The sequence below is a fragment of the Aeromonas crassostreae genome (genome assembly GCF_054052445.1).
In genome coordinates, this window is record NZ_JBSTYM010000015.1 from 79,375 (window position 1) to 104,281 (window position 24,907).

Annotated in this window: 23 protein-coding genes and 3 tRNA genes; 8 read left to right on the forward strand and 18 right to left on the reverse strand. The window is 63.0% G+C overall.

All coding sequences use genetic code 11. The features are described 5' to 3' along the window. Positions 1–65: 65 nt before the first annotated feature. From hflC to ACW5W4_RS13035, 10 genes are all read right to left on the reverse strand, one after another. A complete protein-coding gene (gene hflC / locus ACW5W4_RS12990) occupies positions 66–950 on the reverse strand; it encodes a protease modulator HflC (RefSeq protein WP_408792840.1) in 885 nt (294 codons plus the stop codon). A 3-nt stretch (positions 951–953) separates the two neighbouring features. Further along, positions 954–2,105, reverse strand: coding sequence for an FtsH protease activity modulator HflK (hflK, locus tag ACW5W4_RS12995; protein WP_456689650.1), 1,152 nt, complete (start codon positions 2,103–2,105; stop codon positions 954–956). A gap of 82 nt (positions 2,106–2,187) precedes the next feature. After that, positions 2,188–3,474 (reverse strand): ribosome rescue GTPase HflX, encoded by a 1,287-nt coding sequence (gene hflX / locus ACW5W4_RS13000; RefSeq protein WP_408792842.1) that lies wholly within the window; start codon positions 3,472–3,474, stop codon positions 2,188–2,190. A gap of 60 nt (positions 3,475–3,534) precedes the next feature. Continuing rightward, entirely contained in the window at positions 3,535–3,801 is a 267-nt protein-coding gene (gene hfq, locus ACW5W4_RS13005) for an RNA chaperone Hfq (RefSeq protein WP_408792843.1), read from the reverse strand. Positions 3,802–3,874: 73 nt separating this feature from the next. Continuing rightward, a complete protein-coding gene (gene miaA / locus ACW5W4_RS13010) occupies positions 3,875–4,792 on the reverse strand; it encodes a tRNA (adenosine(37)-N6)-dimethylallyltransferase MiaA (RefSeq protein ID WP_427261468.1) in 918 nt (305 codons plus the stop codon). 101 nt (positions 4,793–4,893) lie between these two features. Further along, positions 4,894–6,798 (reverse strand): DNA mismatch repair endonuclease MutL, encoded by a 1,905-nt coding sequence (gene mutL / locus ACW5W4_RS13015; RefSeq protein ID WP_456689651.1) that lies wholly within the window; start codon positions 6,796–6,798, stop codon positions 4,894–4,896. Positions 6,799–6,801: 3 nt separating this feature from the next. Continuing rightward, complete coding sequence (locus ACW5W4_RS13020; protein WP_456689672.1) at positions 6,802–6,924, reverse strand: hypothetical protein; 123 nt, start codon at positions 6,922–6,924, stop codon at positions 6,802–6,804. 225 nt (positions 6,925–7,149) lie between these two features. Beyond that, a complete protein-coding gene (locus ACW5W4_RS13025) occupies positions 7,150–8,622 on the reverse strand; it encodes an N-acetylmuramoyl-L-alanine amidase (RefSeq protein ID WP_456689652.1) in 1,473 nt (490 codons plus the stop codon). Further along, entirely contained in the window at positions 8,613–9,086 is a 474-nt protein-coding gene (gene tsaE / locus ACW5W4_RS13030; RefSeq protein WP_427261414.1) for a tRNA (adenosine(37)-N6)-threonylcarbamoyltransferase complex ATPase subunit type 1 TsaE, read from the reverse strand. Before tsaE ends, ACW5W4_RS13025 begins: the two co-directional genes overlap by 10 nt. Further along, positions 9,071–10,681, reverse strand: a complete 1,611-nt coding sequence (locus ACW5W4_RS13035; RefSeq protein ID WP_456689653.1) for an NAD(P)H-hydrate dehydratase — start codon at positions 10,679–10,681, stop codon at positions 9,071–9,073. The genes tsaE and ACW5W4_RS13035 overlap by 16 nt, the downstream gene beginning before the upstream one ends. Here ACW5W4_RS13035 and queG point away from each other — a divergent pair. Next, positions 10,680–11,807 carry a tRNA epoxyqueuosine(34) reductase QueG gene (gene queG / locus ACW5W4_RS13040; RefSeq protein WP_427261412.1) on the forward strand — a complete coding sequence of 376 codons (1,128 nt, stop codon included), beginning with the start codon at positions 10,680–10,682 and terminating at the stop codon, positions 11,805–11,807. The two genes, ACW5W4_RS13035 and queG, sit on opposite strands and share 2 nt — an antisense overlap. Before the next feature lie 83 nt (positions 11,808–11,890). Next, complete coding sequence (gene ppgK / locus ACW5W4_RS13045; RefSeq protein WP_427261411.1) at positions 11,891–12,682, forward strand: polyphosphate--glucose phosphotransferase; 792 nt, start codon at positions 11,891–11,893, stop codon at positions 12,680–12,682. Between the two features lie 73 nt (positions 12,683–12,755). Here the strand turns inward: ppgK and ACW5W4_RS13050 are convergent, their stop codons facing one another. The 5 genes from ACW5W4_RS13050 to orn form a co-directional block, all read right to left on the reverse strand. After that, complete coding sequence (locus ACW5W4_RS13050; protein WP_456689654.1) at positions 12,756–13,211, reverse strand: hypothetical protein; 456 nt, start codon at positions 13,209–13,211, stop codon at positions 12,756–12,758. Between the two features lie 405 nt (positions 13,212–13,616). After that, positions 13,617–13,692 (reverse strand) — tRNA-Gly (locus tag ACW5W4_RS13055). A gap of 46 nt (positions 13,693–13,738) precedes the next feature. Then, positions 13,739–13,814, reverse strand: a tRNA-Gly gene (locus ACW5W4_RS13060). A gap of 139 nt (positions 13,815–13,953) precedes the next feature. Beyond that, positions 13,954–14,029, reverse strand: a tRNA-Gly gene (locus ACW5W4_RS13065). Between the two features lie 248 nt (positions 14,030–14,277). Further along, the gene (orn, locus tag ACW5W4_RS13070; protein WP_456689655.1) at positions 14,278–14,823 is read right to left on the reverse strand and encodes an oligoribonuclease; all 546 of its coding nucleotides are present in this window, start codon (positions 14,821–14,823) and stop codon (positions 14,278–14,280) included. 93 nt (positions 14,824–14,916) lie between these two features. Between orn and rsgA the strand changes: the two genes are divergently transcribed. Genes rsgA through ACW5W4_RS13090 form a run of 4 tightly spaced genes read left to right on the forward strand, consistent with a single transcriptional unit; the run spans position 14,917 to position 17,367 of the window. Continuing rightward, on the forward strand, positions 14,917–15,951 hold the full coding sequence (gene rsgA, locus ACW5W4_RS13075; protein ID WP_427261409.1) for a small ribosomal subunit biogenesis GTPase RsgA: 1,035 nt from the start codon (positions 14,917–14,919) through the stop codon (positions 15,949–15,951). A gap of 27 nt (positions 15,952–15,978) precedes the next feature. Continuing rightward, a complete protein-coding gene (asd, locus tag ACW5W4_RS13080) occupies positions 15,979–16,851 on the forward strand; it encodes an archaetidylserine decarboxylase (protein WP_427261408.1) in 873 nt (290 codons plus the stop codon). Next, positions 16,848–17,129, forward strand: coding sequence for a VF530 family protein (locus ACW5W4_RS13085; RefSeq protein ID WP_427261407.1), 282 nt, complete (start codon positions 16,848–16,850; stop codon positions 17,127–17,129). Before asd ends, ACW5W4_RS13085 begins: the two co-directional genes overlap by 4 nt. Next, positions 17,119–17,367, forward strand: coding sequence for a DUF2960 domain-containing protein (locus ACW5W4_RS13090; protein WP_408792862.1), 249 nt, complete (start codon positions 17,119–17,121; stop codon positions 17,365–17,367). Before ACW5W4_RS13085 ends, ACW5W4_RS13090 begins: the two co-directional genes overlap by 11 nt. 82 nt (positions 17,368–17,449) lie before the next feature. Here the strand turns inward: ACW5W4_RS13090 and ACW5W4_RS13095 are convergent, their stop codons facing one another. Next, positions 17,450–17,944, reverse strand: a complete 495-nt coding sequence (locus tag ACW5W4_RS13095) for a hypothetical protein (RefSeq protein WP_456689656.1) — start codon at positions 17,942–17,944, stop codon at positions 17,450–17,452. 176 nt (positions 17,945–18,120) lie between these two features. Here ACW5W4_RS13095 and ACW5W4_RS13100 point away from each other — a divergent pair, with 176 nt between their 5' ends. Beyond that, a complete protein-coding gene (locus ACW5W4_RS13100) occupies positions 18,121–20,082 on the forward strand; it encodes a sensor domain-containing protein (RefSeq protein ID WP_456689657.1) in 1,962 nt (653 codons plus the stop codon). Positions 20,083–20,360: 278 nt separating this feature from the next. Here ACW5W4_RS13100 and rraB read toward each other — a convergent pair whose 3' ends face one another. Next, positions 20,361–20,696 carry a ribonuclease E inhibitor RraB gene (gene rraB, locus ACW5W4_RS13105; RefSeq protein ID WP_456689671.1) on the reverse strand — a complete coding sequence of 112 codons (336 nt, stop codon included), beginning with the start codon at positions 20,694–20,696 and terminating at the stop codon, positions 20,361–20,363. A 379-nt stretch (positions 20,697–21,075) separates the two neighbouring features. Between rraB and ACW5W4_RS13110 the strand changes: the two genes are divergently transcribed. Beyond that, entirely contained in the window at positions 21,076–23,352 is a 2,277-nt protein-coding gene (locus ACW5W4_RS13110) for an immune inhibitor A domain-containing protein (RefSeq protein ID WP_456689658.1), read from the forward strand. 366 nt (positions 23,353–23,718) lie between these two features. On the opposite strand, the gene xylR is transcribed toward ACW5W4_RS13110, so the two are convergent. Beyond that, on the reverse strand, positions 23,719–24,900 hold the full coding sequence (xylR, locus tag ACW5W4_RS13115) for a D-xylose utilization transcriptional activator XylR (protein WP_456689659.1): 1,182 nt from the start codon (positions 24,898–24,900) through the stop codon (positions 23,719–23,721). Positions 24,901–24,907: the final 7 nt, after the last annotated feature.

A 24,907-nucleotide genomic window follows, 5' to 3' on the forward strand; every position in this document is an offset into this window, starting at 1 on the left:
TCTGAGCCCGCAGAAATAGAAAGAGGGCCCCTTGAGGGCCCTCTTGCATCATGCACCGTCTGCGCTTACGGCTGGCTGCCTTGCGGCGACTTGAGGTAACGGAAGAACTCGCTGTCCGGCTTCAAGACCATGAGGTCGCTGCCCCCGGCGAAGCTCTTGCGATAGGCCTCCATGCTGCGCACGAAGCTGAAAAACTCGGGGTCTTTCCTGTAGCTGTCGGCATAGATCTTGGCCGCTTCGGCATCCCCTTCACCACGCAACTGACGCGCATTACTCTCGGCGTCGGCGATCATGACGGTCACCTTGCGGTCGATGTCGGCCCGCAGGATCTCGGCCTGCTCGCGACCCTGGGAGCGGTGCTCACGGGCAACCGCGGTCCGCTCGGCACGCATCCGCTGATAGATGGAGTTGGACACTTCCACCGGCAGGTTGATCTGCTTGATCCGCACATCCACCACCTTGATGCCGAGCTCGGAGGAGCGCGCCATCTTCATCAGGGCATCTTCCATCACGGTACTGCGCTCACCGGAGACGATGTCCTTGATGGTGCGGTTACCTATCTCGGAGCGCAGGCCGTTGTTGATCTTGCGCTTGAGCAGGTCTTCGGCCTGGATCTTGTTGCCACCACCTGTGGCCAGGTAGTACTTGGAGAAGTCCTCGATCTTCCACTTCACGTAGGAGTCGATGATGAGGTCTTTCTTCTCGGAGGTGACGAAGCGATCCGCCTGACCTTCCAGGGTCTGGATGCGGGCATCCATCTTGCGCACCTGATCGATGAGCGGCACCTTGAAGTGCAGACCCGGCTCATAGAGGCGCGGCTCACCGGAATCAACCCGCTTCACCTTGCCAAATTGCACCACTATGCCCTTCTGGCCTTCATCGACGATGAAGACGGAGGAGAAGCAGACCATGGCGGCCACAGCGATGACACCAATAGCTAGTTTTTTCATCTATTAGTTTCTCCCTGAGCTGAAACGGTCGCCGCTACGCAGCGGGGTCGGAGTGGAGTTGGCTCCCTCGTTGGACGCCGGGGTCGATTCAACCGCCGCACTGCCTGCCGGACGCGCGGCTTGCACCGCATTCGCCTTGCCGGACAGCTTGTCCAGCGGCAGATAGATCATGCTGTTGTTGCCAGCCGGCATGTCCACCACCACCTTGTTGGTCTGCTGATAGAGCTCTTCCATGGTTTCCAGGTAGATACGCTCACGAGTCAGCTCGGGGGCGGCCTGATACTGGGGCAACAGCTCGTTAAAGCGAGCCACTTCACCCTTGGCCTTGAGCACGATCTGGGACTTGTAACCCTCGGCTTCCTGCTCCAGGCGCTTGACCTGGCCACGGGCCTTGGGCTCCACCTCACGGGCATAGGCCTCCGCTTCACGGATGAAGCGCTGTTCATCTTCCTGGGCGGAGATGGCGTCATCGAAGGCGTCTTTCACCTCTTCCGGCGGACGGGCCGGCAGGAAGTTGACGTCGACGATCTGAAGACCCATCTGATATTGATCAATGATGCCGTCGATCACCTGCCAGGTCTCCTGACGGACCTTCTCCCGACCCGTGGTCAGGACGTCATCCATCCGGGTGTGACCCACCACGTAGCGCAGGGCACTGTCGGTGGCCTGGCTCAGACTCTCGTCCGCGTTGGTCACGCTAAACAGGTAGGCCTGGGGATCCACGATGCGGTACTGCACGTCCATCTCGACCCGGACCACGTTCTCGTCCTGGGTCAGCATGAAACCGGAGGCCGGCAAGGAGCGCACGGACTCGACGTCCACCGGGATCACCCGATCGATGAAGGACGGCTTCCAGCGCAGGCCGGGATCCACGTTGTGGGAGTACTGGCCAAAGCGCAGCACGACGCCACGCTCCGCTTCGCGAATGGTATAGAAGCCGCTGACGACCCACACCACCACGGCGATCAGCACGGCGATGGAGATGCCGAACTTGCCCATCTCACCACCGGATTTGCCACTGCCGCCAAACAGACCACCGAAACGGCGGCTCAACTTGCGCAGCATCTCGTCCAGATCAGGGGGTCCCTGAGTCTTGCCGTTATTCCCCCAAGGGTCACGGTCTTTGCCGTTGTTTCCAGGCTCATTCCAAGCCATCAGCGTCTCCATTTAAATACGTGCGAATGGATGTCATCTCTATCGGCATCATGCCGCCGGGCCTTGTCGCCCAGATAGCGGATCAATGCATGATAAAGCGTTGTAAAACTTCACCTTCTTGCTTCACGAGGCGGTTCCAGTCGGCCACTTGCAAGCGGACTTCCAGCACAAAATCCCCCTCCTCGCTAAAACCTTCCTGCTCTATCCCTTTGAGGCGATAGAGGGTGCTGCGCAACCGGGCGGCCGAAGGCGGCAACTGCAGCCTGTGGTGAACCATGGTCCCCGCCAGCAGCTCGGTCAGCGCCTGGAACAGCAGCTCGCGCCCCTCCCCGGTCTGAGCCGAGAGCCAGACCCGGACAGGCCGCCCCTCATCGTCGCGCTCCAGCAGGGCCGGGCGATCACTCAGCTTGTCGATCTTGTTGCAGATCATCAGCTGCGGGCGATCATCGGATTCAATCTCGGCCAGTACCCGTTGCACGGCGTCGATATTGTCCTGCATCTGCTCGTCGGCGCAGTCGACCACGTGCAGCAGCAGATCCGCTTCCCGGGTCTCCTGCAGCGTCGCCTTGAAGGCCGCAACCAGATCATGGGGCAGGTGTCGGATAAATCCAACCGTGTCCGCCAAAATCACATCCCCCACGTCCCGGATCTCCACTTTACGCAGGGTCGGGTCCAGGGTCGCGAACAATTGATCGGCAGCATACACGCTGGCAGCTGTAAGTTCGTTGAACAAAGTGGATTTTCCGGCGTTGGTATAACCCACCAGGGAAACGGTCGGCACTTCGTTGCGATTGCGGGCACGGCGCCCCTGTTCCCGCTGCTTCGCCACCTTGTCGAGCCGGCGCAGGATGGCCTTGATGCGCTCACGCAGCAGGCGGCGGTCGGTTTCGAGCTGGGTTTCACCTGGTCCACGCAGACCGATACCGCCTTTCTGACGCTCGAGGTGGGTCCAGCCGCGCACCAGCCGGGTGGAGAGATGGCGTAACTGGGCAAGTTCGACCTGAAGTTTACCTTCATGGGTGCGGGCGCGCTGGGCGAAGATATCGAGGATGAGGCCGGTTCTGTCGACCACCCGGCACTGGAACAGCCGCTCCAGGTTGCGCTCCTGGGCCGGGGTCAGGGCATGATTGAAGATGACCACGTCCGCATCCAGGGCCTGCACCTCGGCTGCGATCTCTTCCGCCTTGCCGCTGCCGACAAAAAACTTGGCACTTGGCGCACTGCGGCTGGTGGTCACCACCCCCAGCGTGTTGACCCCGGCGGAGCTCACCAACATCTTGAGCTCTTCGAGATCCTCACGTTCACCCTCATCGCTGAAGTTGACATGCACCAATACGGCCTGTTCGCCTGCTTCATAACGGTCAAACAAGCGCTGACTCCTTAACGGAACTCATGGGATCTGGATGGCGAGCGGGCTCGCCTCGTCGGCTCACGCCTCGCCGTCACCGGACGGCTCATCACCCTGGCCAGTGGCGGCATGCTGATGATGATTGACGGCTCGGGCCGGCACCACGGTAGAGATGGCGTGCTTGTAAACCATCTGGCTCACCGTGTTCTTCAGCAAGATGACAAACTGGTCAAACGATTCGATCTGACCCTGCAGCTTGATGCCGTTCACCAAATAGATAGAAACAGGAATCCGCTCACGGCGCAGCGCATTCAAAAACGGGTCTTGGAGTGATTGCCCCTTAGCCATCTTCTTTTTTCCTTATAGTTTGTAGTTTTTAAACACCGGATATCACTATAACAACCTGATTATACAGGGAGTGTCAAGCCGCACCAGCGCTGGCGATGACCCTGGCGAGGTTGCCGGACTCACCAGATCCCAACCAGGTGACATCAGGCCAGCCCCGCAACCAGGTCATCTGCCGTTTAGCAAGCTGACGAGTGGCAACGATGCCACGATAACGCATCTCATCATACTCCAGTTCCCCGGCCAGGTAGTCCCACATTTGGCGGTAGCCAACGCAGCGGATAGAGGGTAGGTCTGGGGTGAGATCGCCCCGGGCGCGCAGGGCCCTGACCTCCTCTTCGAACCCCTGCGCCAGCATGAGATCGAAGCGCCGCTCGATGCGTTCATGGAGCAGGCTCCGATCGGCGGGGGCGATGGCAAACTGATGCACCCGATAGGGCAGCCCCTCCCCCTGCACCCGGGTCAGCTCGGTGAGGGTCTTGCCGCTGATGCGATAGACCTCGAGGGCCCGGCTCAGCCGCTGGGGATCATTGGGATGAATGCGGGCACCGGCCACGGGGTCGATGCGCACCAGCTCGTCGTGCAGCGCCAGCCAGCCGAGGCGGGCGGCCTCTTCCTCAATCTCGGCACGAATGGCCGGATCGGCAGAGGGCAGAGGGGAGAGCCCCTCCAGCAGCGCCTTGAAATAGAGCATGGTCCCGCCCACCAGCAGCGGGATGCGGCCACGACCGGCTATCTCGGCCATTTCACGCAAGGCGTCGCGGCAAAAGTCCGCCGCCGAATAGCTCAGGGCGGGATCCAGGATGTCGATCAGGCGATGGGGGGCGAGTCTGAGCTCATCGGCACTGGGCTTGGCGGTGCCAATGTCCATGCCGCGATAGATGAGGGCAGAGTCCACGCTGATGATGTCGCAGGGCAGGGCCTGGCACAGTTCGATGGCGAGATCCGTCTTGCCGGAGGCGGTAGGCCCCATCAAAAAAATCGCGCTCGGCAACTCGCTCACGTTCAAATTCCTCTCACTGGGCAAAATACAGGGTCGTCTTGGCAGGTGGGCCCCGGTATCCCCGCCCTTGAACGGAGATACCGGGCGCGTCCTCACTCACCATCAAATTCGGCCAGGGCGGCGGCCAGGGACAAGGGGCGCAGCAGCCGCCTGTCGGCGAGGGGCTCTCCGGGCAGATGGGCCAGCTCCCCCAGCAGGCGGTTGGCACTGGCAAAATCATATTGCTTGTCTGCGGCCAGCCCTTGCTCCACCAGCCACTGGCAGAGCACCTGGGCCTGTTCATGGTCGTCGGCCGCCCCGAGCCCGTCCACCAGCTGCAACAACTCGGGCAGCAGCCGGGCCAGGTCGGTCTGGCGCAGCAAGGCGGGCACCCGAGTCAGGATCATGGTGTCGCGTCCTCCGCTTTTCAACTCCAGCCCCAGGCGTTTGAGCAAGATTTCCTGCTCCTTGGCCACCTGCTGCTGGGATTTGGCCAGCTTGAAGGAGACGGGCAACAGCAGAGGTTGGGCCGCTAGCCCCTGTCCCCAGCCATCTTGCAGCCAGTGCCGCAGCAGGCGACGCTCCGCCGCCACCAGCCGCAGCAGGGCGAGTTGCCCCCCCTGCTCCAGCAGCAGATAGCGCCCCTCGACCAGAGAGAGTGCCCGGGCCACTTGCCCGCCCTGCGCCTCGTCCCTGGCCGGGCCAACCTCCCCGGATTCGGGCAGCGTGGTGAGCAGAGCCTGCATGCCCCGCAACGCCTCCCGGCTCGGGGCCTCGGCCAAGCCGACGCCATGGCCCGTCATGGCCTCGCGCGAGCGCGCCGCTGGCCCCGCCCTGTCCGCGCCCCCCCCGCCGGCAGGGGATCCCCCCCGCTCGCTCGCCCCCTCCTCGCGCACGGCGGCGGGGGCGCGATAGCCATGCTCGGCGCCGTACCAGTCGGTACGCGGAGCCTGGCCAGGATACTCGGGCGGCTCGGCCACCGGCAGGGTCACCTCGCTCATGGCCAGGGGGGCTTCTTCTCTGGCGCGATGCAGGGCGGTGAAGAGCGCCTGGTAGATGAAGTCGTGGATGAGCCGCGCCTGGTGGAAGCGCACCTCATGCTTGGCCGGATGGACGTTGACATCCACCTGGCGCGGATCCAGCTCTATATAGAGCACATAGGCGGCGAAGCTGCCGGCGGGCAGCAGCTCGTCATAGGCCTGGCGGATGGCGTGATTGATCAACTTGTCGCGCATCATGCGGCCATTGACATAGGTGTATTGCAGGTCGTTCTGGGGCCTGGCCCCGGCCGGGGTCGCCAACCAGCCCCGCAGCCGCACGTCGCTGTGCTCGCTCTCGATGGCCAGCGCATGGTGCATGAAGGGGCTGCCACACACGGCGGCGAGACGGCGCTCCTGCTCCGCTATCGTGCTGGCGGCGCGATACTGGCGCACCAGCTTGTCGTTGTGGCGCAGCAGCAGGGTGACATCGAAGCGCGACAGGGCGATGCGGCGCACCAGCTCGTCGATATGGGCAAATTCGGTCTTTTCGCTGCGCATGAACTTGCGCCGCGCCGGGGTGTTGAAGAAGAGATCCACCACCTCGACCGTGGTCCCCACCGGATGGGCCGCCGGCTTGATGGTGACGTCCATCTCCCTCCCCTCGGCCTGGGCCTGCCAGGCCTCTGACTGCGCCTGGGTGCGGGAGGTGAAGGTGAGCCGGGACACGGAGCTGATGGAGGCGAGCGCCTCGCCACGAAAGCCCAGGCTGTTGATCCCCTCCAGATCATCCAGGGTCGCCACCTTGGACGTGGCGTGGCGCGACAGCGCCAGCACCAGTTCGTCTTGCGCCACGCCGCAGCCGTTGTCACGGATGCGGATCAGCTTGGCGCCCCCCTTGTCGATGTCGATCTCGATCCGGTTCGCCCCCGCATCCAGGCTGTTCTCCACCAGCTCCTTCACCACGGAGGAGGGGCGTTCCACCACCTCGCCCGCGGCAATCTGGTTGGCAAGGATCGGGGGCAAAATACGGATCGGCATCGCTTACTCCTGATGGTTGACCTTGAACAAAGCCGGCGCCTTCACCATGGAGGCGGGCCGCACCACCCCATCACCGCCTGCGGCAACCTGGTTGGCAAGAATAGGAGGCAAAATACGGATCGGCATCGCTTACTCCTGAAAATTGAGCTTGGGGGAGGCTGGCGCCATCCCCAGAGCGACGGACCGCGCCATCCCATCACCGCCTGCGGCAACCCGGTTGGCAAGGATCGGAGGCAAAATACGGATCGGCATCGCTTACTCCTGAAAATTGAGCTTGGGGAACGCTGGCGCCATCCAGAAAGGCGAGCCGTACCGCTACCTTGCCGGCGACAAGATATGGCTCGCCATTCCTTATCCTCTGGGGATGTAAAGCACCTGACCAATCTGGATCTCGTTGGATTTCAGATTGTTGTATTTCGCCAGTCGGGACATGGGGATGCCGTGGCGCTCGGCCAGGCGCGACAGGCTCTCACCGCGCCTCACCACGTGCCGGATGCTGCGCTGCTTGTCGATGGCGCTCTGCGCGCCATTGCCGGGCAGACTGGCCACCGGCTTGATGATCCCGGCCCCGGACGCGCTGGCCACGCCCACCACGGGGGCGGCAGCGCGGGCCGACTGGCTGGCGGGCGCCACCTGACTGACGGGGCGCTGCACCGTGCGGGTCGGGGAGCTGCTCACCTTGCCCGCCATGATGGGGCCCTTGGTGGGGTGCGCCCGGTAGTAGTTGCGAATGCCCTGGAAGATGGCCTGGGCCAGCTTGTTCTGATAGGCGGTGCTGGCCAGCTGTTTCTCCTCCTCGTGGTTGGAGATGAACCCCGTCTCCACCAGCACCGAGGGGATGTCCGGCGCCTTGAGCACCGCCAGACTGGCGTGTTCGGGGGCAGCCTTGTGCAGGCGGGCAACCCGCCCCATCTCCTTGAGGATCTGGCGGCTGACGTCGTACCCCTCGGCACGGGACTTGTCCATGGAGAGATCCAGGAAGGTGCGCGCCAGATAGGGGTTGGGATCCGATTCGGCGATCACCTTGCCGACGCCGCCGAGCAGCTCCCCCTGCTTCTCCTGTTTCTCCAGCCAGCTGCCCATCTCGCGATTGGCGCGGTTGGTGGAGAGCACCCAGACCGAGGCGCCCCGGGGGCGCGGGTTGTGGAAGCTGTCCGCGTGCACCGACACCAGCAGATCCGCCTTGGATTTGCGGGCAATCTCGGAACGCTTGTTGAGATCGACAAAGTAGTCGCCCCGGCGGGTCATCACCGCCTGCATCCCGGGCTCGCGGTTGATGAGTGCGGCCAGCTTCTGGGAGACCGCCAGGGTCACCCGTTTCTCGTAGGTGCGGCGCGGGCCTATGGAGCCGGGATCCTCGCCACCATGGCCGGCATCGATGGCGATGATCACCTTGCTGCCCGGGCTCGCGGGCGGCGGCGCCGCGTGCCTGGCGGTGCTCTCCTCGTAGGGGAGGTCGATCACCAGCCGGTGGCCATAGGGACCGGCCGGCGCCAAAGGAAACACCACCGGCTTGATGGCGGACTTGAGATCCAGCACCAGGCGCAGCCCCCCCTTGTCCACCGGGGTGCTCTCGCGGATTTTGCGCACCAGCTCGCTCTTGTTTTCCACCCGCGCCAGATTGGTGCCATTGCTGGCCCCCTTGAGGTCGATGACCAGCCGATCCGGCCCGGTCAGGGTGAAGTAGTTGAACTGGGGCGAACTGGCGAGATCCAGCACCACCCGGGTGTTGTCGGGCGAGGGCCAGATCCGCACGCTCTTGAGCTGGTTGGCCCAGACGGGCAAGGCCAACAGAGTAAACAACAGGGAGATTATCAGACGCACTTGGGTTGCAACCGTTCCAGAATGGCTTCGCCGATCGCAGTGCGGGCCACCAGCAGGGCCTCGCGCTGCATGTCTACATAGGTCAGGGTTATCTCGAGATCCGGGGCGGGCAGCCAGCCCTCTCCCTTCTGTGACCACTCCACCAGACAGAGGGTATGGGGGCCGAAGTAGTCACGGATCCCCATGAACTCCAGCTCCTCTGGATCAGCCAGTCGATACAAATCAAAGTGATAGACCTGCCAGGCGTCCAGCTCATAGGGCTCGACCAGGGTATAGGTCGGACTCTTTACCTTGCCTGAATGGCCGAGTCCCTGCACCCAGCCACGGGTGAGGGTGGTCTTGCCCGCCCCCAGGGTGCCGTGCAGAAATACTGTGGTCGCCTGCTCGCTGGCCTGGGCCAACTGACCACCCAGGGCGACGGTCGCTGCCTCATCCGGCAGCCTTATCATCAACTGTTTTGCCATCGTCTTCTTAATTTGTCAGGAATATCGGGGTTGGCCAGAAGGCGGATCCATGGCAACAGGTCCGATGCCAGCATGCCTCTCTCCCCTTCTGCCGCCGCCAGATCGGCGGCTTCCCCATGAATGACTGCCCCCAGGCAGGCCGCATCGCGTGCCCCCAGCCCCTGGGCCAAAAGGGCGGCGATTATACCAGATAACAGGTCGCCCATGCCGCCCCCCGCCATGCCCGGGTTGCCCTCGTGGCAGAGCCAGATCTGCTGGCCGTCCGCGATCAGGGTGCCGGCGCCCTTGAGCAGCACGACGCCGCCATAGCGCCCTTGCAGAGCCGCCACCGCGGCGAAGCGATCGGCCTCCACCTCGGCCACGCTGCACCCCAGCAGGCGTGCCGCCTCGGCGGGGTGAGGCGTGAGCACCCAATTATCCTGATGGCGAGGCCCTTGCGCCAGCCAATTCAGCCCATCTGCATCCAATACCAGGGGCAAATCCCGGCACAGGGCCGCCTCGAACAGGGCGCGAGCCCACTCGTCCCGCCCCAGTCCCGGCCCCAGCACCCGCACCGACTCCCAGGCGGGCGCCCGGGCAGAGTTGGTCTCTATCGAGGCCTCACGCAAGAGTGCGGACGCCGCCAAGCCCATCAGCTCGGGCTGAGTCAGGCTGGCGGCGGGATTGGCCGGATGCTGGCACAACCGCACCAGGCCGGCGCCCGTGCGCAGGCAGGCCATGGCCGCGAGCAGTATGGCGCCCCCCATCTCCTGATTGCCGCCGACCAGCAGCACCCGGCCATGGTGACCCTTGTGGGCGCTGCGGGGGCGCGGGGTGAGCAGGGGGGCCAGGCCGGGGTAATCGATGCGCCGGGCGGCGGGTGCCTGCCAATCCGCCAGCGCCAGGCCGAGGGGATCCAGATCCAGCTCGCCGCACCAGCTTGGCCCCTGCCCCGTCAGCAGCCCCTGTTTGAGGCCGACCAGGCAGAGGGTACGAGTCGCCTGCACCACGGTCCCCAGCACCTGACCCGTATCGGCATCCAGGCCGGAGGGGAGATCCACCGCGAGCACTGGGGCGGGCAAGGCATTGATGGTTGCGACAATCTCTGTCATGGCGGGGGAGAGCGACCTGTGGGTGCCGCTGCCGAGCAGGGCATCTATCACCAGATCAGGCCCGGGCGTCGCCCCGGTCGGGATCCTGTGGTCGTCGGCGAACCGCTCCACTCGTCCTCCCGCCGCCAGAAAAGCGGCGGCGGCGCTGTGGGCCTCCCCCTTGAGGGCCGAGGGGGCGCGGGCGGCGATGACCCGTACCGAGAGGCCGGCGGCCAGGGCCAGACGGGCCAGCACGAAGCCATCGCCGCCATTGTTGCCGGGGCCGGTGAAGACCCACCAGTGGCGCGCCTCGGGCCAACATCGTCTGGCATAGTCAAACAGGGCGCTACCGGCTCGCTCCATCAGGTCATGGAGGCTGATGCCCGCGGCGCCCGCCAGCTCGACCTCGGCCCGGCGGATCTCCTCGGTTCGCCACAGCGCCTCGGGCAGCGCCGCGCCAGGATGGCTCGGTTCGGTGCGAAGCTGTGGTAAACTGCCCGCACCTTTCCTGTTGATCTGCATCATGACGGCTCCCGATTTCGACAAACTGGCCCACGATATCAAGCTCTGGGCACGCGAGCTAGGATTTGACCAGGCCGGCATCACGGACACGGATCTGAGCCTGGAAGAGCCCAGATTGCAGGCCTGGCTGGATGCGGGCTATCACGGCTCCATGGATTACATGGCCCGCCACGGCATGATGCGCGCCCGCCCTCACGAGCTGCTGCCCGGCACCCTGCGGGTGCTGTCGGTGCGGATGAACTATCTCCCGTTCGAGGCAGGCTTCGCCGCCACCCTGCGTGACCCCAGCCTGGGCTACATCAGCCGCTACGCCCTTGGCCGCGACTATCACAAGCTGCTGCGCGCCCGCCTCAAGGCGCTCGGCGAGCGCATCGAGGCCCGCTGCGAGTCCCTGGGCTGGCGCCCCTTCGTCGACTCGGCCCCCGTGCTGGAGCGCCCTCTCGCCGCCAAGGCCGGGCTCGGCTGGGTTGGCAAACACTCACTCCTGCTCAATGAGTCCGCCGGATCCTTCTTCTTCCTCGGCGAGCTGCTGCTCAGCCTGCCGCTCCCCCTGGATCAGCCAGTGGAGAAGGAGCAATGCGGCAAGTGCGTGGCCTGCATCAACATCTGCCCCACAGGGGCCATCGTCGCCCCCTATGTGGTGGATGGCCGGCGCTGCATCTCCTACCTCACCATAGAGAGTGACGAGCCCATCCCCGTCGAGCTCAGACCCCTGCTCGGCAATCGCATCTACGGCTGCGACGACTGTCAGCTCATCTGCCCCTGGAACCGCTACGCCGATGCCAGCCCCGAGCCCGATTTTCGCCCGCGCCCCAATCTGCACAGCCCCAAGCTGCTGGATCTCTGGGCCTGGTCGGAGCCCGAGTTTCTCAAACATACAGAGGGAAGCCCCATCCGCCGCATCGGCTATCAGCGTTGGCGCCGCAACCTGGCGGTGGCCCTGGGCAACGGTCCGGCCGACGAGGCGGTCTTCGGCGCCCTGCGTTCGGCCCTGCCAGAGGCCCAACCCATGGTGGCCGAGCACATAGAGTGGGCACTGGCGAGCCTGACTGCCCGCCAGCAGGGGGAGAACCGCAAGACCCGGCTGCTTATCCGCTGCATCGAAAAGGGTCTGCCGGATCACGCTTGAGGGTCCGACCCCTTGCTGTTTTCGCGCACATTTTCCATGCTTTAGCGCGCCTGGGTGGCGCCATCATCACAAGGATCACAAAGATGCAGATATTGGGTGTGGACATAGGAGGCTCGGGCATCAAGGGGGCCCTGGTCGATACGCAGAGCGGCGAGCTCATCGGCGAGCGTCATCGCATCCCGACCCCGCAACCCGCCACCCCGGCGGCCATCGCTCACGCCCTCAAGCAGCTGGTCGAGCACTTCCAGTGGCAAGGCCCCATCGGCTGCGGCTTTCCCGCCACCATACATCACGGCGTGGCCAAGAATGCCTCCAATATCGACAAGAGCTGGATAGAGACGGATGCGGCAAGGCTGTTTGGCGAGGTGACGGGCCTGCCCTGCTTCGTGCTCAATGACGCCGATGCCGCCGGTCTGGCCGAGATGCGTTTCGGCGCCGGGCAGACCCATGGCGGCGTCGTCATCCTGGTCACGGTCGGTACCGGCATCGGCACGGCCCTGTTCGTGGAGGGGCACCTGCTGCCCAACACCGAGCTGGGTCACCTGATGCTGGAAGGCATGGTTGCCGAACGCTACTGCTCCGATGCGGCGCGCAAGCGCGAGGATCTCTCCTGGGGGAAATGGGGCAAGCGCTTCAATCAATACCTGGCCAGGCTCGAGTTTCTGTTCTCCCCCGACCTCTTCATCCTGGGTGGGGGCTGCGCCGCCAAGCTCGACAAGTTCGTGGACAAGATAGCAACCCGGGCGCCCCTCATCGCCGCAGCCAGCCTCAATCAGGCCGGGATCATCGGGGCCGCACTCTACGGCGCCGAACAGATCAGGTTGCAGCAGGGGACCAGGAAAAAACGGGGCGGCGCCCCCAAGCAGACCCACTGAGACGGAGCGGGCTCAAGCCGTCCAGCGCCATGCACTCCCCTGCCATGGCGGCGCCTGGCAGGACCCTCCTGCCCTAGAGATCATCGAGCCGATGGGCGCCATGGACCAGACGGGTCAAACGGGCCTGCTCCAGCCCGCTCAGGCTGCGCAGCAGGGCGGCGGTGGCCTCGGTGGGGCACTCCCCTGCCAGCCTGTCCAGCTCGGCCACCAGCCGCCGCTCCAGATCGCAGGCCAGGGCCACTATCTCATCCCCTTGGGCCCCGGCCGGCAGCGTCAACTCGGCGATGAGGGGCAGCAGCTCCTCATCGAATCCCTGCTCGAACCAGGTCAGGGCCTGGGCCTCCCCCAGCTGCTGGGCATACTCTTCCAGGTGAGTGGCGGCGGCATCTTCCCTCCCCCGCAGATACACCAGCAACATGCGACTGCGTTCGGCATCCACTTCCCGGCCCAACCGGCCATAGGCCAACGCCAGCCTGTGGTGCACCTCCCCGAGATAGCGCAACAGATCCTTGATTTGCTTGCTGCTCATGGCTCCTGCTCCCCTTGTCATCACTCTGCCCCAGTATAGGGCGCACCAGGCGCCGCCCTTGCGGGGATCCCGCCCTCCCTTGCGTTGCATCAAGGGGAGCGTCAACAAAGGGGCGCCTGAGCCAAAGCGGTACATTTTATGCCTGCCGCCGAGGTGACGGGCCGAGTCGGAACACTGGTGGCGCAATGACGCGGGAAGGGATGCGGGGAGCAAGGGGCAAACAAGGAGATGCTGGGATATGGGCAGAAATGACCAGCCAGAGAGGCAGACAGCAAGAGCGAGGGATGCGGGGGAAGAGACTCGAACTCGCGACTCAGACCCTGGCAAGCGCCGGACAATGCGCTACCAACAGAGCATGACGATATTGAAATTAAGGGGCTGGATAGACGAACTTTGAAGAGAGATTGGAGCGGGAAACGAGACTCGAACTCGCGACCCCGACCTTGGCAAGGTCGTGCTCTACCAACTGAGCTATTCCCGCAACGAAGAGTGTACATGACGGCTATCACTGACGGCTTGCGGATGCTTGGAGCGGGAAACGAGACTCGAACTCGCGACCCCGACCTTGGCAAGGTCGTGCTCTACCAACTGAGCTATTCCCGCATCGATTCGACATGAGGTCGATGCATCTGCAAACACGGTATTTTGCAAGAGTGGCGCGGCAAACGAGACGCAAGCTCGCTACCCAGCCTTGGCAAGCACTATCATGCTCTACCAGCCTGGCTACTCAGGCAAAACCTATTGGAGCGGGAAACGAGACTCGAACTCGCGACCCCGACCTTGGCAAGGTCGTGCTCTACCAACTGAGCTATTCCCGCAACATCATCGATAAAAAAATCGTGCGGCATTTGGTTGCTTGCGCTACCACACGGGAGCCGAATTATAAAAGCCGGGAGATCAATTGCAAGGGCTTTTTTGTCCAGCAACGCCTGTTCGCTTAAAAGCTGGTCGAACTGCCGATTTTCCCAACCGATGGCGCCGGTTGCCCTCTGTTTTGTCCCTCCTCCTCCTGTTCGAAGCGAGCGGCCTGGCTCGTCCCCGCTCAACACGGGCCTGAGGAGCCGGCTTAGATCTTGAAGACCTGGGCGCGGTAGAACTGCAGCTCGGCGATGGACTCGCGGATGTCGTCCAGCGCCTGGTGGGAGCCGCTCTTCTTGAATTGATCCAGCAATTCCGGCTGCCAGCGACGGACCAGCTCCTTGATGGTGCTGACGTCGACGTTGCGGTAATGGAAGAAGGCTTCCAGCTGTGCCATGTGCTTGACCATGAAACGGCGATCCTGGCCGATGCTGTTGCCGCACAGGGGGCTGGTGCGCTCCGGCACCCACTGGCGAATGAAGGCGAGGGTCTCGGCCACGGCCCTGGCTTCGTCGTGCTGGCTCGCCTTGACCCGGGCCACCAAGCCGCTCTTGGTGTGGGTGTTGACGTTCCACTCGTCCATCTTGGCCAGTTCTTCGTCGCTCTGGTGAATGGCGAGCACGGGCCCCTCGGCCAGCACGTTCAGATCCTTGTCGGTGATGATGGTGGCGATCTCGATAACCACGTTCTGTTCGGGGTCCAGCCCCGTCATCTCCATGTCGATCCATACCAGGTTCTGGGCGCTGACTGTCATGATTGCTCTCTCTATCTCGGGAGGAATGGCGGAATTTTGCCAAATTGCATGTATCATACTGGCTTTGGATCTGTTCATAAACTGGCAAACCCCGTGGCAAAGAAAGCGAAACTCAATCTGGGTCAACAAAGGCGTGTCCAGGTCAACCGCGAGAAGCGGTTGCAAAAAGAGCACAACAATCAGGTGGACGACACCCTGTTTGGCCCGGCCATCGAAGGCATGGTGATCAGCCGTTTCGGTCAGCATGCGGACGTGGAGGCGAGCGACGGCACCATACACCGCAGCAACCTGCGCCGCAGCAGCATCAGCAGCCTGGTGTGCGGCGATCGCGTGGTGTGGCGTCCCGGCCTGAATGAGGCAACCCCAGGGGTCATAGAGGCGGTGCATCCGCGCCACTCTGTGCTGACCCGGCCGGACTTCTACGACGGGGTCAAGCCCATCGCCGCCAACATCGACCAGATCGTCATCGTCTCGGCGGTGATGCCCGAGTTCTCCACCAACATCGTCGACCGCTACCTGGTGGCCGCCGAAGATGTGGAAATCGCCCCCCTCATCGTGCTGAACAAGGTCGACATGCTCGATGACGCGGCCCGAACCCGCATCGAGGATCAGCTCAAAGCCTACCGCAAGCTCGGCTACCCGGTGCTGCTGGTGAGCTGCGAGAGCGGCGAGGGGCTCGACGAGCTCAAGGCGGCACTGACCGACAAGATCAGCATCTTCGTCGGCCAGTCCGGGGTGGGCAAGTCATCGCTCACCAACGCCCTGATGCCGGGGCTGGGCGTGCTCACCGGCGAGATCTCCGAAAACTCGGGGCTGGGTACCCACACCACCACCACGGCGCGGCTCTATCACTTCCCGAGTGGCGGCGATCTCATCGACTCCCCGGGGATCCGCGAGTTCGCGCTCTGGCACCTGGAAGCCGATCGCATCACCTGGTGCTTCGTCGAGTTTCGCGACTACCTGGGAGGCTGCAAGTTTCGCGACTGCACCCACAAGGACGATCCCGGCTGCGCCCTGCGCGGCGCGGTCGAGCGGGGCGACATCAGCGCCGACCGCTTCCACAACTATCACCGCATCCTGGAAACCATGCAGGAAGCCCGCCACGGTCGGCAACAAGCCCGGCTGTGACCCTATGCAACCTAATCGATGATGAACATGAGCATTACTGACAACCTGAAAATTGCCGGCCAATACTGTCTGCCCAAGCACGCCCTCTCCCGCCTGGTGGGCAAGCTGGCGGCCGCTGAGGCTGGCAAGCTCACCACCCGGGTGATCGAGGCCTTTATCAAGCAGTACGGCGTCGACATGAGCGAGGCGCTGCACGAAGACCCCGCACACTATGCGAGCTTCAATGCCTTCTTCACCCGCGAGCTCAAGCCCGGTATCCGCCCGCTGGTGGAAGACCCCATGACCCTGGCCCTGCCGGTGGATGGCACCGTCAGCCAGCTCGGCCCCATCAGCCAGGGCCGCATCATCCAGGCCAAGGGCCACGACTACAGCGCCCGCGAGCTGCTCGGTGGCTTCGAGGATCTGGTGGCGCCGTTCAAGGATGGGGAGTTTGCCACCATCTATCTGGCGCCCAAGGATTACCACCGCATCCACATGCCCCTGGACGGCGTGCTGGAGAGCATGGTGTTCGTGCCCGGCGATCTCTTCTCCGTCAACCCGCTCACCGCCGAGAAGGTGCCCAACCTGTTTGCCCGCAACGAACGGGTGGTCGCCACCTTCCGCACCCCCCAAGGCCCCATGGCCCTGGTGCTGGTCGGTGCCACTATCGTCGCCAGCATAGAGACCATCTGGGCCGGCAACATAGCGCCGACCAGAGAGAAGAAGGTGGTGCGCTGGGACTACACGGGGGATGAGGCCATCACCTTGCAAAAAGGCGCCGAGATGGGGCTGTTCAAGCTCGGCAGCACAGTCGTCTGCCTGTTTGGCCCCGGCATGCTGGCCGGTTTCGAGCCGCACCTGGCCAACGGGGTCACCACCCGCATGGGTCAGCCCTTTGCCACCCTGGCGGAGCCGGCATGAGCGACCAGCCCAAGTCAGCGCCGCCGGGCGCCTCCCAGAAAAACAACCCTTTGCACGGGTTGACCCTGGAGGCGATCGTCACCGCCCTGGTCGAACACTACGGCTGGGAGACGCTGGGCCAGGAGATCAACATCCGCTGTTTCACCGATAATCCCAGCATCAAGTCGAGCCTGAAGTTCTTGCGCAAGACCCCCTGGGCCAGGGAGAAGGTAGAGAGCCTCTATCTGTATGTGCAGCGCAAACAGGCGAAGAAGAAGGAAGGGCCAGATGGCATTTAAGATTACCTACACCTATCAGAAGCAGGCCAGAGAGATAGGCTACTCCAACGACAAGTTTCGCAGCATCTATGATGCCATCGCGGCCGCCGAGGGATTGGATCTCAAGGCATTTCACGCCATGGAGGCCCAGCTGGCCCAGGTGTGTCGCCGCGACAAGAAGAGCGTGAAGGATTTCCAGGAGAACTACTTCAAGGAGCTGGGCTTCTCCAACATCGTCATCTTCCGCGATCAGGAGTGAGCCGGCCCGCGCCGTGTCATGCCATGAAAAACCGGGCCCATGAGGCCCGGTTTTTCATGCAGTGCCAGGCTCAGACCCGATATCAGTTGCCCAGGGTGGCGAACAGGCTCTGCTCCAGGGTACCCCGTGACACGCAGACCGGCGTGATGGAGGGCGCCGCCACCCGCTCGCCGGAGGCTTCGACGAAGAACAGCTCCGTGTTGCCCTTGACGTTGACGGTGGCCACGCTGTTGGTGCCGCTCTGGGTGATGATCAGGTTGATCTGCAGATTGGGGTTGCCCAGCGCCACTTTGGAGCCCATGGTGCCGCAATCGAGCCACTCCAGGCCATCGGCGGCCTGCTCTATGTTGGCTGTCATCAGCCCCGAGCCACGCTGGCTGTTTTCGATGTTCAGGCCGTGATCGGCAAACCACTTCTCGGCACGGGCCCACACCAGATCCACCGGGATCTGCATCTCCTGGGTGTTGTTGGTCGCCTTGGCAACCGGCGGGTTGTAGCGGTACTGCTCGCCACCGTTGTTGTCCGCCGCACAGCCTGCCAGCAGCAGCGCCAGGGCGCTCCCCATTATTTTTTTCATCTGTCTCTTCTCGTCTCATCATGAGGCCATAGGCCAACCGGCGGCTATTATGGCGCCGGGACAAGCGGCTGTCAGCAGGGCAACAAAGAAATGATCGGTGCCCAAGCGGCCTTTACAAAAAGGCTTGCCTGTCATAGATTTGCTCGAAACTTGCCCTTTGAGCCCATCTTTCCATCTTGTTTACCCCAGACCAGCTTCAAGCCCTCATCGATCAGCTCCCCATGACGATTTTCTGTCGGGATCCGGCTGGCCGTTATCTGCTGGTCAATCGCCAGTTTGCCCGGCACGCGGGCGCCACCCACCCGAGCGAGCTCGTCGGCAAGACGGATGGGGAACTGCCCTGGGGCAACCTGTATCGGGAAGAGGACGCCCAGATCCTCGCCAGTGGCCAGCCGCTGCTGCACCAGCAGCAACTCTGCCATGGGGAAGAGCGTGACTACTGGATAGAGACCCACAAGATCCCGCTCTACGATGAGGCCGGTGAGCCCTTCGCCCTGTTTGGCGTGGTGAGCGAAATAGGCCAGCACAAGGCGCTGGAGCAGACCTTCAAGCAGCAACAGCTGCTGCAACGCCGCCTGCTGGACGCCATCCCCGACCCCATCCGTCTCGAGGATCACGATGGCCGCATGCTCGATTGCAACCAGGCCTTCCTCGATTTCATGGGGCTGCAGGCGAGCGAGGTGCTGGGTCACAACATCAGCCAGTATCTGCCCCCCCAGATGCCCATGGGGCGCGGCGAATACTGTCTTTTCGACGCCAGGGGCCAGGGTCGCCATCTGGAGATCACTCGGGTCGAGGTGCCGGACGACAACGGCCTCTCCCTCGGGGTACTGACCCTGAGCCGCGATATCACGGGGCTGCGCACCACCCAGGCGCAACTGCAACAGGAGCAGCACTACGACAGCCTCACCGGCCTGCTCAAGCTCTCCCACTTCCTGCAGACCAGCCGTCACCTGGGCGGACGCCCGGCAGGCCTGCTGCTCATCGATCTGCAACACTTTCGCGAGATCAATGACAGATTCGGCATTCGCATCGCCGATCGGCTGCTCAGCCAGGTCGCCCAGCGCCTGCAACGGCTCACCCCGGCCAACGCCCTGCTGTGCCGGGTCGCCGCCGATGATTTCGCCCTGCTGCTGCCCGAGCCGGGCAAGCCCCTGCTCGAGTGGAGCCAGCGGCTGCAAGGGGAGTTGATGGCCCCCTACCAGGTCGAGGAGCACCGCATCCAGGTCACCGCCTTCCTCGGCATCGCCCAGGGGCGCGCCAACGATGCCGAGCGTCTGCTGGGCCATGCGGAGGCCGCCCTGGCCGAGGGCAAGCGGCTGCAACAGCACTGCACCCTGTTCGACCCTCTGCTCTATCAGCAGTTGCAGCGACGCAAGCGCCTCAGCGCCGACTTGCCCCAGGCGATCCGCTCGGCCGAGCTGGTGGCCGTCTACCAGCCCATCATCTGTGCCCGGCAGGACAAGCTGCACGGCGCCGAGCTGCTCTGCCGCTGGCCCCACCCCCAGCTCGGCATGATAGCGCCGGACGAATTCATTCCCCTGGCCGAGGAGCTGGGGCTCATCGGCCGACTCGGGGATCTGATGCTGGAGCAGGGCTGTGCCCAGCTCGCCCGCTGGCAGGCGGTGTGGCCGAGTCTGATGCTGTCGGTCAACCTCTCGCCCCTGCAGTTTCGTGACCCCGGCCTGTGCGACCACATCCAGGCCTGCGCCCACCGCCACGGCATCGCCCCCGCCACCCTGGAGCTGGAGATCACCGAAGGCGTGCTGATGGAAAATGCCGACGAGATAGAGCAGAACCTCTCCAGCCTGATCCGGGCCGGCTTCCAGCTCGCCATCGATGACTTCGGCACCGGCTATTGCTCGCTGGCCTATCTGCCCCGGCTCGAGGTCGCCACCCTCAAGCTCGACCGAAGCTTCACCCGGGATCTGGTCAGCAATGGCGCCACCACGGCCATCGTCCGCTCCGTCATCGGCCTGGGCCATGAGCTCGGCATCCAGATCACCGCCGAGGGGGTCGAGACCCAGGAGCAGCGCCGCTGGTTGAGCGAGGCGGGCTGCGATCGGCTGCAGGGTTATCTGTTCAGTCGCCCTCTCCCACCAGACGAGTTCGGCCGCAGCTACGGTCTCGGCGACTGACCGCCCGCCACCATTCCCGCCAGACGCGTTCGGCCGCAGTTACGGTCTCGGCGACTGACCGCCCGCCACCATTCCCGCCAGACGAGTTCGGCCGCAGCTACGGTCTCGGCGACTGACCGCCGCCATCACTCCTTCTGGGGAGCACAGGCGCTGCCCGCCATCAGATAACAGAAAGCAGAAGGCCACCCGCAGGTGACCTTCTCGTTGCTGGCAGGGTCGCTGCCCACTCTCGCGCTGATGCCGGGAGCCCAGGCCGTTGCCTGGGCCCCGACCCGGCATCACTCCTGGAAGTAGGTGCCCCAGCCGTCGTAATCGACGCCGTATTTCTCCAGGATGGGACGCATCTTCTCGATGTCGGCGAGGATCCGCTCCACATCCAGGGCGCATTCGACCGTGGCATCGAAACAAAAGATGGTGGCGCCGTCGTCCAGCTCCATCTCTTCGGCATCGGTCACTTCGAAGCCGGCCTTGAACAGGTCCACCGCGGCCTTCTCCAGCAGATCGAAATCCTGGCAGGCGAAATGGTGTTCAATCTCGTAATCAAGCTCGGGGTTGCTACCGTCGGCCAGCAGCTCGTTGACGATGGCGCTGGTTTCGTCGCGCCACTCTTGCATATCCAGACTCATGTTGCCTCCCAGGCGGTATGGTTGCGCAAAGCATACCTGTCCGGCGCGCCGCGCTCAACGAGTGTCGACGCCATCTTGTCCCTCCTCAGGCCCCTGACCCTCTCCCCCAAATGGGGACATGCCCGTTTTGGGGGGATATCCGCACCATATTCCAGGAAATCGCGATAAGACCGCATAGATCACAGGAAAAAACCAGACATGACAGAAGGATCGGACCATGGCGCCGCGCCCCAACAGCACGGGGCAAGCACCCGGGCACCATGACAAAGTGGGACGACCCGGGGTATCAAGGGTCGGCAAGCCAGCCTTGCAATCGAGAGAGGAGCCCGACCGGGCTCCTTTTTTCACGTGATGGAGCACGTTGATAATGACTACAAAAACCCTACTGAGCCTGCTGGTCGGCTCGACCCTTGTGATTGGAAACCCAACCCAGGCCGCCCCGGCCCATGGCCCGTTCGATGCCCCCCTGGCCGATGAAACCAAGGTGCTGGAGATGCTCAAGAAGAGCGGTCGCATCCCCACCCTGGCCTCCCCCGAGCAGGAGCAGGCCGCCCTGGCCCGCTTCTACCGCGACAAGTCCCGGGCCTATCAGGGCCAGGGGGGCACCTTGGCGCTCAAAGAGGGGCGGGTGCGCGAACGCATCCTCAAGAAGATCCGCCAGCAGGGCACGGCACGGCCGGGGGACAGGGTGCCCACCCTGCTGCTCAAGGCCATCGAGAAGGAGCACTACCGGGGCAGCATGCGGCAGGACAAGATCCTCGCCATCCTGGTGGACTTTCCCGACTATCCGAAAAACAGCGTCACCCCGGACCTCACCAGGATGTATTACCCGGACTACAGCCCGGCCCATTACAACGACCTGCTGTTCTCCGCCAAGGGCTATGCCGGTCCCAATGGCGAGCGCTTCATCTCCATGCGCCAGTTCTATGAGCAGCAGTCGGGCCAGAGTTACAGCGTGCGCGGCCAGGTGGCGGGCTGGTACACCGCCAGTCAGCCTGCCGCCTACTACGGCAGCAACCTGAACGAGACGGCGGTGCGCGAGCTGGTGAAGGAGGCCCTGGCCCAGGTAGCGGCGGATCCCGCCATCGATCTCGCCGAGTTCGATCAGGAGGATCGCTACGATCTCAACGGCAACGGCAAGCTGAACGAACCGGACGGCCTCATCGACCACCTGATGATCTTCCACTCCAGCGTGGGGGAAGAGGCCGGTGGCGGCGATCTGGGCGAGAATGCCATCTGGGCCCACCGCTGGAACCTGGGCGCCCCCTACCCCATCCCGGGCACCAGCAGCCCGGCGGGAGACTTCAACGGCCAGTATGCCGCCTACGACTACACCATACAGCCCATTGATGCGGCGGCCGGGGTCTGCGCCCACGAATATGGCCACGATCTCGGCCTGCCGGACGAGTACGACACCAAGTACAGCGGCAAGGGGGAGCCGGTGGCGACCTGGTCCATCATGTCATCCGGCTCCTGGGCGGGGGTCATCGGCGGCACCGAGCCGACCGGCTTCTCCCCCTGGGCCAAGGCGTTCCTGCAGGCCTCCCTCGGCGGCAACTGGCTGCACGGCAGCAACGTGCATATCGACGACCTCGGCCGGCGCGGCAACGTCTACATGCTGGATCAGGCCAACGACAAGGGGCGCAACGAGGACGTGGTGCGCATCAACCTTCCGGCCAAGCTGGTGCCCCTCAATCCCCCCTACGCCGGTCAGTACCAGTACCACGGCGGCAAGGACAACAACCTGGACAACCGCATGAGCCTCGCGCTGGACCTGAGTGACCGCCAGAGCGCCACCCTGACCTTCAAGACCTGGTATCAGATTGAGGAGGGCTACGACTACGGCCGGGTGCTGGTCAACGGCGAGCCCATCCCGGGCAACCTGACCACCAGCGACGATCCGAACGGAGTCGGTTTCGGGGTCGGCATCACGGGCAACTCCGACGGCTGGGTGGAGGCCGAGTTCGACCTCACCCCCTGGGCCGGCCAGCAGATCCAGCTCAGCTTGCACTACCAGAGCGATGGCGGCGTGGCCGAACACGGTCTGTTCGTGGATGACATCCAGCTCGCCGCCGACGGCGAGGTGCTGCTCAGGGACGGGGCCGAGACCAGCTCCGCCTTTACCCTGGCCGGTTTCGTGCAAAGCAAGGGCGACGAGGCCAGGGAGCACTACTATCTGGCGGAGTGGCGCAACCACGCGGGTGTCGACAAGGGGCTGGCCCACATCAATGTCAGCGATCAGCTGATGCGCTACGAGCCGGGCATGCTGCTCTGGTACGTGGACAGCAGCCAGGAAAACAACTGGGTGGGCCTGCATCCGGGCGAGGGCTTCCTCGGCGTGGTGGACGCGGATCAGCGCCCCCTGACCTGGAGTGACGGCGCCGTGGCTGGCACCCGCTACCAGATCCACGATGCCACCTTCAGCCTGGGCTTCCAGCGCCCCCTGCAACTGGATCACCCGAGTGGCTCCTTCCTGCGGGATCTCTGGCTGGCCCCCAGGCGCACCTTCAAGGATGGCAATAGCTACCAGAGCGACGCCATCCCGGATGCGGGCCGCACCCTGCCCCGTTACGGCCTCAAGATTGCGGTCACAGGCCAGGCGCGGGACATGAGCACGGGGCGCATCATCATCAGCAGACAGTGATCCCTGATACCAGGCCCCGACAGGGGCCTTTTTACCGCTATCCCCCAGGCCCCCACCGCCATTGGCGAGGAAAACGGCGGATTGTGCAGATGTCGAGCGAACGGTGAATTAATCGAGCCACGCGGTTGACACTGCCGCGGCAGTTGAAGCAGAACCTGGTAAACCAATCTGTCTGTTCGGCGGCAGTGGCCACTACTGGGGCCAATCAGCTGCAAGAATTCGGACATACCGTGAAACTGATGGCACCACAATTCGTTAAGTGTGATGCACCGATTGAGTTCAATTGATTAAAGTTCTCAATCTGTTCACTGAGGATACTTGTTCGCACCTTCCTTATGGATCCTACAAGGTGTGGCACTATTCGGATCAGCTATTTAGAATTTCACTATACCGTTCACGATGCTCTTTTGGCGTTACATCATAATATTTTTTAAATACTGAGTAAAAATACTGCAGTGAGGGATAGCCGCACATTTGTGAAATCTCGTTTATCGATAAGGAAGTAGAAACCAACAAGCTGCGCGCTTTTTCGAGCTTTTCTTTGTGTATCACCGTATGGATAGTTTCGCCTACTTCTTCTTTGAAGCGTTTTTCAAGATTGGAGCGAGAAATACCTACTGAATCCAGCACCTGTTCGACCTTAATACCTTTACAGGCATAATTACGAATGTAGTGCATGGCCTGAATCACCGCAGGATCGTGCAAAGAACGGTAATCCGTGGAACGTCGTTCTACCACACGCACAGGTGGAACCAGCACCCTCTGAAGAGGTAAAACCTCATTGTCCAGCAGGCGATGCAACAGCTTCGCTGCCTGATAGCCCATCTGCCTTGTTCCCTGCGCAACGGAAGAAAGCGCTACACGGGATAAATATCGCGTGAGCTCTTCGTTGTCGATACCGATGACACAGAGCTTCTCCGGTACAGGCATATGCAGATGCTCGCAAACCTGCAATAAATGGCGTGCCCTGGCATCTGTTACAGCAATAATCCCCGTTTGCGGAGGCAATGTTTGTACCCAGTCTGCCAGCCGGTTTTGTGCGTGCTGCCAGTTTTCCGGCGCTGTCTCAATGCCCTGATACACCACCCCGTGGTATTTCTCCTCAGCCACAAGTTGCCGAAAAGCATGTTCGCGCTCAACCGCCCACCGTTTGTTGCTGGAACTTGGCAGGCCGTAAAACGCAAAGCGTTGTACCCCCTTCTCTTTGAGATGCAAAAACGCGCTTTCCACCAGAGCGAAGTTGTCTGTAGCAATGTAATGCACTGGCGGAAAATGATCTGCCAGATGATACGAGCCGCCCACGCCGACAATCGGCACACTTGCTCCATCCAGTAACTGCTGGATTTCTGTATCGTCGAAATCTGCAATCACGCCGTCGCCCAACCAGTCCTTGATGTTGTCGATACGCGCGCGAAAATCCTCTTCAATGAAAATGTCCCATTCTAATTGAGACACCTGTAGATATTCGCCAACACCTTCGATCACCTGACGATCGTAGGCTTTATTGGCATTGAATAACAACGTGATGCGGTGGCGTTTCTCAAACATGTTAACA